The sequence below is a fragment of the Bacillus sp. V5-8f genome, assembly GCF_002863565.1.
Taxonomy (GTDB): domain Bacteria; phylum Bacillota; class Bacilli; order Bacillales; family DSM-1321; genus Peribacillus.
In genome coordinates this window covers 1-14,963 of record NZ_PGUW01000002.1, presented here as the reverse complement: position 1 = coordinate 14,963, position 14,963 = coordinate 1, and the positions used below count along the sequence as shown (strand labels likewise).

The 14,963-nt window shown below is 41.7% G+C and carries 13 protein-coding genes; all 13 read right to left on the bottom strand.

What is annotated here, in order from left to right; translation table 11 throughout:
* Positions 1 to 9 precede the first annotated feature (9 nt).
* The 13 genes from CUU64_RS01850 to CUU64_RS01790 all read right to left on the bottom strand — a co-directional run bounded on the left by CUU64_RS01850 (position 10) and on the right by CUU64_RS01790 (position 14,685).
* Positions 10 to 1,185, bottom strand: coding sequence for an iron-containing alcohol dehydrogenase (locus CUU64_RS01850; protein WP_101631587.1), 1,176 nt, complete (start codon positions 1,183 to 1,185; stop codon positions 10 to 12).
* Positions 1,186 to 1,203: 18 nt separating this feature from the next.
* Positions 1,204 to 2,670 (bottom strand): aldehyde dehydrogenase family protein, encoded by a 1,467-nt coding sequence (locus CUU64_RS01845; RefSeq protein WP_101631586.1) that lies wholly within the window; start codon positions 2,668 to 2,670, stop codon positions 1,204 to 1,206.
* A 74-nt stretch (positions 2,671 to 2,744) separates the two neighbouring features.
* Positions 2,745 to 4,088, bottom strand: a complete 1,344-nt coding sequence (locus tag CUU64_RS01840; RefSeq protein ID WP_101631585.1) for an MFS transporter — start codon at positions 4,086 to 4,088, stop codon at positions 2,745 to 2,747.
* 150 nt (positions 4,089 to 4,238) lie between these two features.
* Positions 4,239 to 5,027 carry an enoyl-CoA hydratase/isomerase family protein gene (locus CUU64_RS01835; RefSeq protein ID WP_101631584.1) on the bottom strand — a complete coding sequence of 263 codons (789 nt, stop codon included), beginning with the start codon at positions 5,025 to 5,027 and terminating at the stop codon, positions 4,239 to 4,241.
* 18 nt (positions 5,028 to 5,045) lie between these two features.
* The gene (locus CUU64_RS01830) at positions 5,046 to 6,605 is read right to left on the bottom strand and encodes an AMP-binding protein (protein WP_101631583.1); all 1,560 of its coding nucleotides are present in this window, start codon (positions 6,603 to 6,605) and stop codon (positions 5,046 to 5,048) included.
* A gap of 15 nt (positions 6,606 to 6,620) precedes the next feature.
* Positions 6,621 to 7,103, bottom strand: coding sequence for a (2Fe-2S)-binding protein (locus tag CUU64_RS01825; RefSeq protein ID WP_101631582.1), 483 nt, complete (start codon positions 7,101 to 7,103; stop codon positions 6,621 to 6,623).
* A gap of 5 nt (positions 7,104 to 7,108) precedes the next feature.
* On the bottom strand, positions 7,109 to 7,978 hold the full coding sequence (locus tag CUU64_RS01820; protein WP_101631581.1) for an FAD binding domain-containing protein: 870 nt from the start codon (positions 7,976 to 7,978) through the stop codon (positions 7,109 to 7,111).
* Between the two features lie 18 nt (positions 7,979 to 7,996).
* Positions 7,997 to 8,452 (bottom strand): SRPBCC family protein, encoded by a 456-nt coding sequence (locus CUU64_RS01815; protein WP_101631580.1) that lies wholly within the window; start codon positions 8,450 to 8,452, stop codon positions 7,997 to 7,999.
* A 15-nt stretch (positions 8,453 to 8,467) separates the two neighbouring features.
* Positions 8,468 to 10,882, bottom strand: coding sequence for a xanthine dehydrogenase family protein molybdopterin-binding subunit (locus CUU64_RS01810; protein ID WP_101631579.1), 2,415 nt, complete (start codon positions 10,880 to 10,882; stop codon positions 8,468 to 8,470).
* Complete coding sequence (locus CUU64_RS01805; protein ID WP_101631578.1) at positions 10,879 to 11,484, bottom strand: nucleotidyltransferase family protein; 606 nt, start codon at positions 11,482 to 11,484, stop codon at positions 10,879 to 10,881. Before CUU64_RS01805 ends, CUU64_RS01810 begins: the two co-directional genes overlap by 4 nt.
* On the bottom strand, positions 11,481 to 12,602 hold the full coding sequence (locus tag CUU64_RS01800; RefSeq protein WP_101631577.1) for an XdhC family protein: 1,122 nt from the start codon (positions 12,600 to 12,602) through the stop codon (positions 11,481 to 11,483). Before CUU64_RS01800 ends, CUU64_RS01805 begins: the two co-directional genes overlap by 4 nt.
* Positions 12,603 to 12,617: 15 nt before the next feature.
* The gene (locus CUU64_RS01795; RefSeq protein ID WP_101631576.1) at positions 12,618 to 13,391 is read right to left on the bottom strand and encodes a response regulator transcription factor; all 774 of its coding nucleotides are present in this window, start codon (positions 13,389 to 13,391) and stop codon (positions 12,618 to 12,620) included.
* Between the two features lie 355 nt (positions 13,392 to 13,746).
* A complete protein-coding gene (locus CUU64_RS01790) occupies positions 13,747 to 14,685 on the bottom strand; it encodes an MBL fold metallo-hydrolase (protein ID WP_101631575.1) in 939 nt (312 codons plus the stop codon).
* Positions 14,686 to 14,963: the final 278 nt, after the last annotated feature.

Below are 14,963 nucleotides of genomic sequence, written 5' to 3'. Positions count from 1 at the left end.
TAGTAAGATTTAATAAACTCGTTTTAATAGCTCTAAAACTTCTGATTCAGACGGCTGCCTAGGATTAAATTTCATCATTCCACTTTTAAAAGAATCCTGTGCAATAGCCGGTAGCTTTTCTTTAGGTACATTCACATCTCTTAACCGAGTTGGAAGGCCAATATCTCTAACCATATCTGCCACCGAACTTCCTGCCTGCAACGCCATGTTGTCTAGGCTGTCTGCCTTTACTCCTAAAGCTTTCGAAATTTTCGCAGCCTTTTCTGGACAGGCCGATGAGTTAAATTCCACCACATGCGGAAGCAATAAACCGATAGCGACTCCATGCGGAACATGGCAATGGCCTGAAAGAGCACTTCCAATTGCATGGGTGAGGCCTAGGAAACTATTATTAAAAGCCATTCCAGCAAGGAGGCTTCCCTGGGACATTCCTATCCTTGCCTCTTGATTCTTCCCCTTATTTACCGATGGACGAAGGTGTGAGCCTACTATTTCTATTGCTTCCATTGCCAGTGCTGCAGAAGCAGGACGGGACCTCTTAGAGAAATAAGATTCAATACCGTGCGCCAACGCATCTATACCAGACGCAGCAGTCATGTTTTTTGGAAGATTCATCGTTAGCTCTGGGTCAACAAGTGCAATAGTAGGAGCCATATATTGGCTGGTTACTGTCACTTTTACATTTTTCACCCAGTCAGAATAAACGCCAAAAATGGTGACCTCACTGCCTGTTCCTGAAGTTGTAGGTATAGCAATCAACGGAACCGTGGGAGCCTTGCCGACTTGTTCAACACCTGCATAATCACCAATACTTCCGCCATTAGCCGCTATTATTCGAATACCTTTTGCGGTATCTATGGCACTCCCACCGCCAACTGCCACGATGCAATCATAAGCACCAGATGTAAAAACTGCTGCCCCCTTATCAATGGTTTCCAGTCCCGGATCCGGTTCCACCTCTAAATAGGTTTCATATTGAATATTTGCACCGCGCATAGATCGTTCTAAACTCTCCAGAAGACCGGCAGCTTCCACTCCTTTATCGCTAACCAAAAAAATATTTTTCACGCCCATACGGAGAAGCTTCTCTCCAAGTACCCCCGCCTTTCCAAACCCAAATTCAATCAAAGTAGGCAAGTGAAATGTAAATTCAGATTCAACCGCAATAGTTTCGCTGATACTCACGCGAATGGCCTCCTTCCTTTATTCAGTCTCTATATGAACGTGTTTTGTTTCGCAATATTCCATCAATCCGTCTATTCCTCTGGTTCTTCCTAAACCGCTTTGCTTATAACCTCCAAATTCAGCTTCAGGGAAATTCTTATTGTACGTATTGATCCAAACGGTACCAGCCTTAATTCCTCGTGACATTTTCATGGCACGGTTTAAGTCGGTTGTCCAGACACCTGCAGATAAGCCAAAGTCGCTATCATTTGCGATTTCCAGAGCTTCTTCGTCACTCGAAAAAGTTTGGACAGCAAGAACAGGTCCAAAAATCTCTTCCTTTATAACCCGGCAGTTTGCTGAAAGCTCATCGATAATGGTTGGACTAAAGTAGTAGCCTTTATCATAGTCGCCTCCAGTTAATTGGTAGCCGCCTGTTATAACTCGGCCTTCCTGTTTGCCAATGTCACAGAAGTTCCGCACAATATCGAGCTGACTCTTGGATACAAGCGGTCCCATGTCTGCAGTTTCCAGGATTCCATTTTCAACCCGAAGACCTTCAGCATACTTCTTTAATCCGGCTACTACCTCATCTTTAATGGACTCATGAATCAACACTCGTGAACCTGCCATACATATTTGCCCTGCCGAAATGAAAATAGATTTTCCTATGATTGGAATAGCCTTATCAAGATTCGCGTCAGAAAATACAACGTTTGGCGATTTGCCGCCAAGCTCTAATGCAAGCTTTTTGATATTGCTTGCCCCCATTTCCATGATCGCTTTTCCTGTGGATGTATCTCCGGTAAAACTGATCATATCAATCTTGCCACTTGTTGCCATTGCTGCCCCAATCGAGCTTCCAGGCCCTGTAATAATGCTTACAATCCCTTTAGGAAATTCAGGAACCTCATCTATTAATTTAAAAATTTCCACTGATATCGATGGAGTCAGGCTTGCAGGCTTTACGATTACACCATTACCGGCTGCAAGAGCCGGAGCAAGCTCGCGTACCATAAGCAGTGCTGGCCAGTTCCAAGGGGAAATGATTCCCACCACTCCTATCGGTTCTTTTACGATTACTCCAAAATTATTTGGCTCAAGCTGAATGGAGCGTCCAAAAACTGTACGTGCAGCACCCGCAAAATATTTCAGGGTATCGATACAACCGGAAATCTCAATACGCGATTCACGAATGGTTTTTCCTTGCTCCATAGTCAAAATACGCGACAGGTCTTCTATTTTTTCTGTCATTTTCCTTGCCAATCCAAGCAACGCTTCATAACGACGCTTTGGATTAACAGACCAATCACTTTCTAAGTACGTTTGATATACAGAATCGATGGTTTCAGTCACATCGTTTACATTAGATTTTTGTGAATAACTGACTAATTCTCCTGTTGCAGGATTGAAAGATTCAATTGTTTCTTTTGAAACTGATTCAACCCATTCTCCACCAATATAGTTGTAGTAAACGGGGGTTTTTTTATTTATAGCTGTTGTCATTTCTCTCCTCCTAAACCGGTTATTTATTCAATGGAAGGGGAACAGCGACGAACTCCCCCTCCTATATGGCAAATCTATTTCAAATTTCCTTTAGTTTCTGGAATGATAACGCTTCCAATAATGTAAACCAAATAAATTCCGATAAAGAATATCATGAGGGTATGTGGAATGTTTTGTACGGAACCGCTCGCCAAAGTAACAAATGTTGGCATCATGCCGCCAATCGCAAATCCCATGTTCCAGGAAAGTCCAGTTCCGGTAGAGCGAATGGAAGTAGGAAAACGTTCATTTAAAAATATCAAAACAGGTGCATAAGCAGCATTTCCAAGAAATACTACACACATGGTATAGAAATAAATCGAAGAAGTAGTGGTTGCATCAGCTAATGAAAGGTAAAAGAATGGAAGTCCGATGATATTTATTAACCCGACAACTAGAAATGTCTTTTTACGCCCGAAAATTTCACTTAAATGCCCGACAATAAGCGCTGAAATAATCGTTATGATACTAGAAGCGATCAGGATTCCTGATTTAGTCGCCGGGGAAACGTTATTTATGATAGATAAGAAGGTCGGTATAAAACCGGCAGTGAGATAATAACCGGATCCTCCTCCTATCACGATCATCAGATTTACCAAAAGTACTCGCAAGTACTTAGTAAATAAGGATTTAATCGGTTTTTGTTCAATCGTTTTAGTCTGAGCTTTTTCTTTTTTCTCTTTTTGGAGTTCCTTCCACAACGGCGATTCATCGAGTGTCCGGAAGACAAATAGACCGGCGATTGAGCCAATGATACCAGTGAAGAACATGACTCTCCATCCCCATTCACTAAACGCCTCACCAGGAAATAAAGCGGAAACGATCGTGAATGTGATAGATGCAAACAAAGCTCCTAAACCTGCGCCTCCACCGCCAATAAGGCCTGACATTAGTCCTCTCAGCCTAGGTGGTGCTGATTCCGTTCCAATGGTATGGGTAGAGGCTACAACCCCGCCAACAAATACCCCTTGAACGAGGCGCAATAGCAAAAAGATAATTGCTGCAAAAACACCTATTTGCGGCACCGTCGGCAATAGTCCAAAAGCGGCTGTGCTGATCCCTACCCCTACTATAGCGACGGTCATTGCTTTCTTTCTCCCGTTTTTATCTGCATAAGACCCAAAGATCGCTGAGCCGAGCGGCCTCATTAGCAGCGTAACAGCGAATGAAGCGTATACGGCAGCAAGAGAGAGGGTTGGGTTGCTGCTAGGAAAAAATAATGCACCAATCGTAGGCGTTACGTATAGAAGAATAAAAAGGTCATAAAGATCAAACGACCATCCTAGCAATGAAGCCATGGTAGCTGATGCCAACTGTCGGTTACTTCCCTTCTGATCAGGCAGGTTTGTAATAACTTCAGGTTGTACCGAATTCGCCATACGTCTTTCCCCCTACTTTTTTGATTTTTAAAACTTTGGGACTATACACAATATATTTCAGAATATTCAGATATTTTTATTTGCACGAGTAAAACTTTTTTCATATAATCCCCACAGTTGTACTGTGAGGATTATATTTAATATTATTGTTTATTTCCCAGTAAAATTTGGTTTGCGTTTTTCTACGAATGCTTCCACACCCTCTTTAAAATCATGGGTGCCCCTTAGCATGCCATATGCCCTTCCTTCGATCTCCAAACCAGAACTTAGCGGTCCTTCTTCTGCTGCGTTCAATACTTCCTTACAAACTCGCTGGGCTAAAGGAGAAAATCTGGTTAACTCTTGTGCCAATTGAAGAACTTCTGATTCCAATTCGCCCTTAGGAACAACTTTTGTCAGCAATCCCCACTGATAGGCCTCGTCTGCAGGTACTCTCCTTGCCCGCATGATCATATCTTTTGCCCTTGTTAATCCAACCGCTCTGGCCACACGTTGAGTCCCCCCACTGCCTGGAATCATGCCAAGATTCATTTCTGGAAGGCCTAACAGCGTATCTTCTGCAGCAATTCTGAAGTCGCACGCCATGGCAATTTCAAAACCAACCCCGAAGGTATAACCTTGAAGCTGAGCAATAACCGGTTTAGGTGAACGTTCCGGAGCTGCTACGTTGATTCTTAAGCGTGAAAGCTCCTCCGGATGTGACTCCATAAATTGCGGGATGCTTCCGCCTGCGCTGAATGCTTTGTCACCTTCTCCTTTAATGATGATAACCCTTACATTTTCATCCTTATTTAAGCCGTCGAAAATCTCGGCGAAATGGCCGCGGGCAGTCATGCTGATATAATTCATTTTTTCCGGGCGGTCAAAAATAATGGTTGCTATTTTCTTTTCACTGTCTTTTTCCACTCTGATATGATCGTATTTTGTTGTTGTTTCCATTAGTAATTCCCCTTTCAATTATCCTACGATTTTATTTTCAGTAAAATATAACTCAAATTCTCCCTCTCTTATCTTTCGACGAAGAATTTTGCCGACCGGGCTTTTTGGAATCTGTTTCAAAAACACATAATTTCGCGGTCTTTTAAAATTTGATAGCTTTGGATCACTTTTGCAATAGTCATCAAGTTCCTGGACGGTGATCATCGGGTCTGATGGTACGATAAATGCAGATACAATTTGTCCCCAGCGATCATCATCTTCCCCTACTATCGCTACCTCTGACACCTTAGGATGCTTGGAAAGGACATCCTCTACTTCAAGGGGATGAATGTTTTCCCCTCCTGAGATGATCATGTCATCCACTCTTCCGACAACAAATAAATCTCCCTCATCGTCGATAATCCCTAAGTCCCCAGTAAAGTACCAGCCTTCTCTTATCGCCTTCTGGGTTGCCGCTGGCTTATTCCAATAACCCTTAAATGCCTCATTAGAATCAAGATTTATAATGATTTCTCCAACCTCTCCCTTGCCGATGATATCATGTGGCAAGGAGTTCCCTTCAGCATCGGCTTTAACAAGCCGGACATTTTGATTCAAGCCTGGTTTGCCTGCACATCCTGGTTTTTTCAGGACATATGGACATATTGTAAATGTGTAGATTTCGGTGCTTCCATAATGATTAACAAATACTTTTGGCTTTAATAAAGCCGCACATTTCTCGGTTAGTGCAGTAGTCATCGAGGCACCTGCGTAACCAATTTTCTCAAGCTTATCTAATCGATAGCTTGAAAAATCTTTATGGCACAAAATATCGTGATAAAGTGTTGGTACTAAATATAGTGAAGTGATTTTTTCAGTACTTAACAAATCCAAAGCATCTTTGGCATCAAAATCGGGCAGTACTACGTATTTGCCGTTTAAGAAAGAGATCGAGAGCAATGATCGCATGCCCATCGTATGATATAAAGGCATGGTACCTAAAGTACTTTCCCCATCTGTATATTGATTTTGGATGATATGGGCTATAGCTGCCGAATATTCATTTTTATGGCTTCTTGGGACACCTTTTGGCATCCCGGTTGTTCCTGAAGTATAAAGCATCAATGCTATATCATCTTCATGAATCACCGGCTTATTAAAGCTGCCTGGGCTTCTATCCACCAGTTCCTCGTAATGAATGTCCGCACCTTGAACAGCACCTAAACCTATTAAAATAGGATTCCCTTCAAAGGTTGCATTCAGAACGGCATCCTGGCTGGAGCTTTCATAAACGACCGCTTTTGATTCTGCATCGTTTACACAATACTCCACTTCTTTTGCAGATAGCCTGTGATTGATTGGCGTATACACTGCACCAAGCTTTTGAATTGCCCAGTATATAACGATGTTTTCCAGTCGGTTTTTTAAGACAATGACTACACGATCGTGTTGATTGATGCCCATGCGCTGAAGTGAAGCCGCTACCTTAGTTATTTCTTTATTTAGATGGTTATACGTGTATCTTTTTGTGCCTTCCACGACCGCTGTCCGGTTTGGATACCTTTCTATAGCAAATTCAAACATGGTTGATAGATTCATAGATTCAACTCCCTTCTACGAGATTTTCTCTATATTTTCTTCAACGGTTTTTTCAATAGCTTTTAAAATGCCGTCATACCCTGTACACCTGCACAGGTGACCAGATAACATCTCTTTCAATTCTTTGGTGGAAGGATTTTGATTTTTGGACAAATAGTCTGTAGTTGACATTAAAATTCCAGGGGTACAAAAGCCGCATTGCAATCCATGGCACTCCTTAAAATTTTGCTGGAGCGGATTAAGCTCACCGTTTTGACTCAGGCCTTCCACTGTCTGGATTTCAAGACCTTCTGCCTGTACCGCAAACATTAAACAGCTTCGGACAGCCGCCCCATCAACAATGACAGTGCATGAACCGCACACACCATGCTCACACCCTATATGGGTTCCTGTAAGTCCACATTTTTCGCGGATGAAATCACTTAAAAGCATACGTGGTTCCACTTCTTCCAGGAATGCCCTCCCATTGATTCTAACTCTTATATGATGCGTTCCCAATCTGTTCACCTCCTTGCCTTTGCGTAAGCTGATTGCAGGGTTCGTTTTGTTAATACGGTCGCTAAGTGGCGCCGATAATCTGCAGAAGCATGCAAATCAGACTCAGGATCAACCGACGCTGCCACAATTTCAACTACCTTATTAAGTAAAGAATCTGACAGCTTCTCCCCTGTCATGATTTGATTTGCGTCATCCACTAGGAGCGGAACGGCCTCAACTCCACCAAGTGCAAGCCTAACGTAGGATATTCTATCGTTTTCGTCCAAGGATAACTGGCAGGCAGACGCAACCAAGGCGAAATCACCGTGTCTCCTTGATATTTCCTGAAAAGAATACCCAGTCCTCCCCTCCCAAATAGGGATATGGACTTCCGTCAAGAGTTCAGTGGGTAAAATATCTGTTGTTAAATAGGTTACAAAAAAATCTTCTACCGGCAATACCCTTGTCTCTTCTTTCGAGGCAATCAGTAAAGAACCTCCCGTAGCAATTAGTGATAGGGGTATTTCTGCACTTGGATCAGCGTGGACAAGACTTCCGCCAAAGGTGCCCCTATTTCTTGTCTGGACATGGCCAATGAATGGCAACGCTTCACTCATTAATCCAACTTTGTCCTTTATGATAGAGGAGGTTTCAACACGGCTTTGACGGGTTAATGTGCCGATCTTGACCTTTTCGTTATCAAATTCTATAAAATCAAGATCCGTTAAACGATTGATATCTATTAGACAATCAGGAGTCGAGAGTCTCATGTTCATAATGGGAACAAGACTTTGCCCGCCCGCAATTATTTTTCCATCAAACCCTGATTCTTCTAGCAGAGAAAGGGCAGATTCAACTGTTTTGGGACAATGATAATCAAATTTTGCTGGTTTCATGTCTTCCCCCTTCTTGCGTTATGCGCTAGATTCAATTTTTTTTAACTCTTTAGCTAGCTTTTTAAAAAAATCCTGTATGATCAATTTGGCCACGCCTCCTAACATCCGCTGGCCTATCATTGCAACTTTCCCTCCCACTTCAGCCTCGTATGTATAGGCTAGTTCAGTGGTATTTTCATCTAATGGACTAAGATCGATAAGTCCGGTAGCTTCAACATTTCCAGGTCCGCCTTCCCCCTTAACGATCAGCTTGTAATGCTTCGGTTTCTCAATATCTGCAATCTCAATGGTAGATTCATATTTTCCTTTCACAGCTGCAATCCCGATTGAGAGCTCGGCATTGTACTTATGCTGAGATTCTAATTCGAGCTTTTTGCAACCCATGATGCATCTTTCCAATACGTTCGGGTCAAGCAAAACCTGCCAAGATCTTTCGATACCGGCGTCCAATTTCAAAGTTCCCTGTCCATTCATATCCTGTCACCTCTTTTAAGTGTTGGTCACTTTTTGTTCAGAAAGTAAAGTCCATATCTTATTTGGGCTTAAAGGCAAAGTATCTATGGTGACCCCGTATGGTTTTAATGCGTCACTTACTGCATTTGCAATCGCTACGGGTGCACTCATGGTATTTCCTTCACCAAGTCCCTTTGCTCCAAGAGGAGTAACCGGAGAAGGGGTTTCAATATGTTTAATCGTTATGTTCGGAATTTCCGGCGCAGTCGGACAGAGGTAATCCATAAACGAACCTGTCAGGAATTGGCCCTTTTCGTCATAGGCTAGCTCTTCGTATAATGCTCCGCCAAGTCCATGGACTAGCCCGCCGAATATTTGCCCATCCACAATCATGGGATTCAACAATTTGCCGGCATCATGGATCGTCACATAGTCAAGGATATTTACTTCTCCAGTGTCCGGATCGATTTCAACCGTTACCATATCTGCTACAAAACCATAGGTGATAGAGGAATTAATCAAATCATTCTCATCCGGTGGTTCAGCTATTTTAGCCGTGTAATAATAGGTTTCATATATTCCAGGCTCCATTCCATCCGGAAGCGATAATGGATTCCAATGGGCGGAACCCGCAGCTCTCTTTAATGGCCATTTTATGGACGCATCTTTACTTGAATTGATGGTCCCATTCTCCAAAAATAGGTCCTCTTCCGGTACGTTCAGGTGATGTGCCCCAATGTGTAATATTTTTTTCTTCACCTTTTGGGCTGCCAGATAAACGGCACTTGAACCCAATGATGCAAACCGGCTGGAATAGCTTCCCGAAGCAATGGACCATGGACTGGTAGATGTATCAAGTTCAGCCACTACATTAATTTGATCGGTTGGAATCTGAAGTACATCCGCTACTATTTGGGCTGCGACCGTTTCGTGGCCTTGGCCTGTTGGAGCCGTACTGATCCGGACATTTACATAGCCCATTGGATCCATTGAAACAGTTGCTGCTTCTGTACAACCGGATTTTGGCAAGGAAGCTGCCCTTTCTTCAGGGGTTAGAGCAATGGTGATATAGCCCATGTTCGATCCGGACGGTTCTACGATGCAGGCAAGCCCGACACCGAAAATCTTTCCCTGTTTTCTCGCTTTCGCCTGCTTCAACCTGAATTCCTTATACTGTCCTGTATCTAATGCAAGTTGAAATGCTTTCTCATAATTCCCGCTGTCATAGATTCCCCCTGATGCGGTCCGATAAGGAAATTGTTCGGATCGAATTAAGTTCTTTTCAATTACTTCTGCTGGATCTAAATCCAGTTTGAACGCAATCATCTGCATGATCCGTTCCAAAGGAAAATAAAGCTCCTGTCCACCGTATCCTCTGATCAATCCTGTAGGCAATTTATTTGTCATCACAACGTATCCATCAATCTGTAGGTTCGGGACATCATAGGCCCCAGTAGTGTTCGCATGTGTACGGTAAAGGCAGGCAGGTTCAGGGGCACGGATATATGCACCAACGTTATCGATCATTTTCATTTTAAGCCCCAAAACTTTTCCATCTTCTTTCACAGCGGCCTCAATATAAGTGATCCTATCTGTGCCGCTGGAGCTTGCAGCCAGATGTTCTTGCCTATCCTCTATCCATTTAACCGTGCACCGAAGGATCCGGCTTACTACGGCTAATAGAACCATATATGGGAAAGTACCCGCTTTGATTCCGTAGCTTCCGCCAATATCTTTTGGGACAATGATCCTAAGTCTATTACTAGGAATTTTTAAAGCTCCTGCCATAACTGATTGAATGATGAATGGACCATGAAAGTTTGCATGAATGGTATATTTGTCTGTACTATCTTCATATTGAGCAATAATTCCATAGGTTTCGACAGGTGTGGCTGAATATTTTGGGAAATGGAACTTATGCTTAATAACTTGATCCGCTTCTGCGAAAGCCTGCTCTACATCTCCATAATGGAAGGAACGATGGTTTGCTATATTTGAACCTACATTTTCATGGAGCATGGGTGCATCCTCTCCCATAGCCTTTTCTATATCAACTATAGGCTTGAGGATTTCGTATTTTACCTTTACGAGTTCCGCTGCATCTTCAGCTATATATCTATTCTTCGCAATGACGACAGCAACTGGTTCTCCAACATAGCGTACTTTATCAATTGCTATGGGATAATATTTTACTGGGGCACTAACACCCACACTAAAAGGATTTAAAAAAGGTTCTATATCTTTGCCGGTTATAATGCCTTTAACACCAGGGACCAACAAAGCTTCCGAAATATCAATGGATTTTATATGGGCATGTGGATATGTGCTTCGGACAATCGCTGCATGTGATGTATTTGATGGAATACCAATGTCGTCTATATACTTTCCCTGTCCTGTCAGCAACCTTGCATCTTCTACCCGGGCCACCGAGCTGCCAATCGCATTATTCATCCTCTCTCCTCCCGAAGTAATTTTTCATAATCTAATTGAGTATCAATATCTGAAGCCATTTCTTTTTCCATATATGAATAATAAACAAGGTGTTTATAGGTTTTAATTATTGATCTGCCTCCTTCATCACCTGTAACTTTGTACAGTTCAGAGAACAAATTTCTGTCAAATAAAACCGGGTGCCCATTTTGATTTTTATAGCTTGATTGGACGATACATGGAAATGTTGTTTGCTTGCAGTAATCTTCAATGACTTTATTGATTTCCAAAGATGTAATTAATGGCATGTCGCCTAACAGCATCATGACCGCCGAAACATTGGCAGGCACAGAAAGTAAACCTGTTTGTATGGAAGTGGACATACCCTGGCCCGCTTTTTCATTCAACATAACTTTGTCTACGCCAGGGACAGAGGCTTCCGTTTTTAGCTCCGGAATGCCTGGATTAACTACCACCGTTATCCCGGCTAATTTCGAAGTTAAGCTCTGTTCCACCACATGCCTTATGATGGATTTACCTTTATATGGTAGCAACAGTTTAGCCTTCCCCATACGCCTGGAATTCCCAGCGGCAAGAATGATTCCCCAGACCTTTCTATTCATTGGTTCAATATAGCTTCACGCTCCTTCTGCAAACAGAAAGAAGTGTCCCCTTTTACCTCGGTTAGTCTGGAGGCAGTTCCACCACGATACGTAACCATAATTTCGGCTAAGATACTCAGTGCGATTTCTTCAGGTGTTTTCGAACCCAGATCCAAGCCGATCGGAGTATGAATTTGATATAGCTTAGGATTTCCACTGAGAAGCTGACTTGTTCGGATTAACTCATCTGTTCTTTTTCTCGGACCCAAGACCCCCAAATAAGCCGGATCCATTTTTAGAACGTCCTCTAAAATCATTTGATCTTGAATAAAGTTATGTGTCATTAAAATGATGTAAGAATTCTGATTGATTGTGATTTCAGGTACCTTACCAGCTGGATAGACAATGATATCATCTGCATCCGGGAAATTTTGCTTGGATGCAAAGGATGTTCTATAGTCCAGCACGGTAATTTGCCAATGTAACAGTTTGGCCATTCGTACTAATGGCATGGCATCAGGGCCGGCACCGTAGATGATAAGATGAGGGGGTGGTGTAGTATACTCGTAGAAGACTAACAGATTCAGATTGCCCCCAATAAAGGAAAGGCCATTCTTTTTCGTATGTCTTTTTACTAGATAATCATGTAAGATTTCGTTAAAACGAATGTCGGGGATATCTTTTGATGCAGGATCAACCAGCCAGGTGGTTCCCAATAAAGAAGTATCAAGGCTATCTACTATGGTAATTCTATGCACGGGTTTCATTTGAACCGCAGAAAAAAAGGTATCAATGATAGTTGGTTTTCCACAATTTTGATCAGGTAGATAAGGTTCAAGGAAAATATTCATTTTACCGTTGCAGCCTAAGCCTAATCCCCAAACTATATCCCCTTCGTCTTGAAAATCATAATGGACAATCCTAGGAAAACCTGTGGCTATGATTTCATGGACATATTCTTTCAAATCCCCTTCTACACAGCCTCCGCTCAGTAGACCTGTTAAAAGCCCATCTTCACTGATAAAGCATTTGGCACCTGCTTTTTGATAAGTTGATCCTTCTGTTGAAAGGATTGTCCCGATAACTCCTTTAAGACCATTACATTTGCATCTCTGCATTTCCTGGTAAATGGCTATCATCTGTTCACCTCCCGTCTAGCTAGTTACAGTAATCCCTGGTTCCCAAAGAAATTGCTCCCGATATTCCGTAGGTGTTTTTCCTACCAGCTTCTTGAAAGCGGTTGCAAAATAACTTGAATTTGCAAATCCTGTGTTATTAGCAATCACTTCAATCGGCAAAGAAGATAAGCGAAGCATCCCTTTTGCTTTCTGAACCCTTACAAACGTTACATATTCTACAAAAGTCATTCCTGTTTCTTCTTTAAACAGCCTGCTGAAATAGGAGGGGCTCAGGTAAACCTTGTTGGATATATCCTTTAAAGTTAAGGCATCTCCATAGTTCAGTTGAATATATTGGATAGCACTCTCAATTGGATTTTTTAAGTCCGTTATAAACTCACCTGACGCATTATTGATTCCATAATGGACCTGGGAACTGATTTCCGGGGCAAGCACCCTGTCAAAAGTTTCAATTAGCTCGTTTTTAGAAAGCGGCTTTAGTAAAAAGGAAGCAAAGCCAGAATTCATTGATTGTTGAACTAGTTCGAACATTTTCAGCTGAGTAACTACGATAATCGGTAAAGTAGGGTACAATTGCAGGGCCGTTCTTCCAAATTGAATGCCATCCATATCAGGTAAAGACAAATCAATGATAAGTGCGCTTGGCTGGCTCTGCTTGAGGAGTAGCAATCCTCTTTGTACAGTACTCGATTCATAAACGGATAGAAAATGATACTTACTTTCCTGAACGATGGAACATATCTCTTTCCTTGCCATCAGATCGTTATCAACGATTAGCAACTCAGCCAATGATTCTCCTCCTATCTGCATCATAATAAAAAAATTTGAGCAGCAGTTTCATTTTCTTGTTTTGTGACCTTTGTTTTTTTCTTATTTTTCTAATTTTCTTATTATTTTAATACTATTTGATGCGTTTCCTGGCCGGTTTTAAATTTATGCTTTTTAGCTTTTAAATATTAGTTCTTTTGTTTTTTTTGGAATCCTGTTTTTTTCGTTGAATTTCAGATAATAAATGGTTGTCTAAAAAGACGGTTTTTTAGTACTTGCACACCAAATTAAAACCCAAGAATGCTGATTCAACAACGTTCTTGGGCTTTGCTTTTATAGCAAGGGTGCTATTTTAGGACACTAGATGAGGCAAACTTTACCTTCTATATATGTATGTACCTTGAAGCTCTTCTTTTTCGCACTCGCCTTTTTTCAATAAATATTCAAGGTGTGCGATGGTTTCACCTATTGCAAATCTCATTTCATGTGGATTAAATGCTTTGCCGAAAAGATTTTGGCATGCTTCATAAACAGTCGTGGGTGTGCGGAGGATTTCATGTAGTTTTGATAGTCTTTCTTCATGATGATCGATGATTTCGTTAATTCTGGCATTTGCGTTTGTAAAAGGCTTTCCATGTGAAGGAATGACATATTCCGCTTCAAGCCGTTTAAATTTGTCCAGTGACTGCAGAAACTTGTTTAACGGGTTTTTCTCCCCATGGAAATGATAAGAAATATTGGGTGTAATTTTAGGCAAAATATGATCAGTGGAAAATAAAACCCGTTTTTCCCGGTTAAACAGACAAATCAGCCCATTGGAATGCCCTGGCGCGTCTAACACCTCATATTCATATTTTCCGAATAATATCTTATCGCCATTCTTAAGATAATTGCTTACTCTTGGATGCGGGGATACTTGGGAAATAAAACCCGCTTCATTTCCAGCCATAGAATCTGCCATATCAGTTGGAATCCCACATTTGTAGTAGTTTTTCCTTAAAGAATCGCTAAAGCCTTTTCCCCACAAAACAAGTGCCGTGTTTTTATCGGTTTCAGTCATGGAAACATCAGCGCCTGTTAATTCCTGGAGCCTGCCGGCATAACCGTAATGATCAGGATGATAATGAGAAATGATGATATGGTTAATTTCATGTTTTTCCAAAATGGGTTTCCAGCTCGTATCGGTAACCGAATTGTTCAAGCCAGCATCCATGATGGTCCATCCATTTTCGCCCTTAGCTACAAAACAATGGACATGATTTAATCTGAATGGCAAATCAATAGTTACACAAGAAACCTCTAATTGCTCAAGCATTGTTCCCCCTCCAATTTACTATAATCTAATAAGCCAATTTCCTCATAACTTACTCATTTCTCTTTTATCCACTTAATTTCCTGCCTATTTTTATTTTTTGATAGCTGATTAAAAAGGTGAAATCAAAAAAGCCTATTGAACCTTGTACTGCACCCCAAAAGTTAGAGTGAAATCTAACTTTTGGGGTGTTTTTTAATGGCTAAATATAGTGAACAATTTAAGTTAATGGTAGTTAAGGAGTATCAGAAAGGGGGATTGGGATATGACCTCTTGGCGAA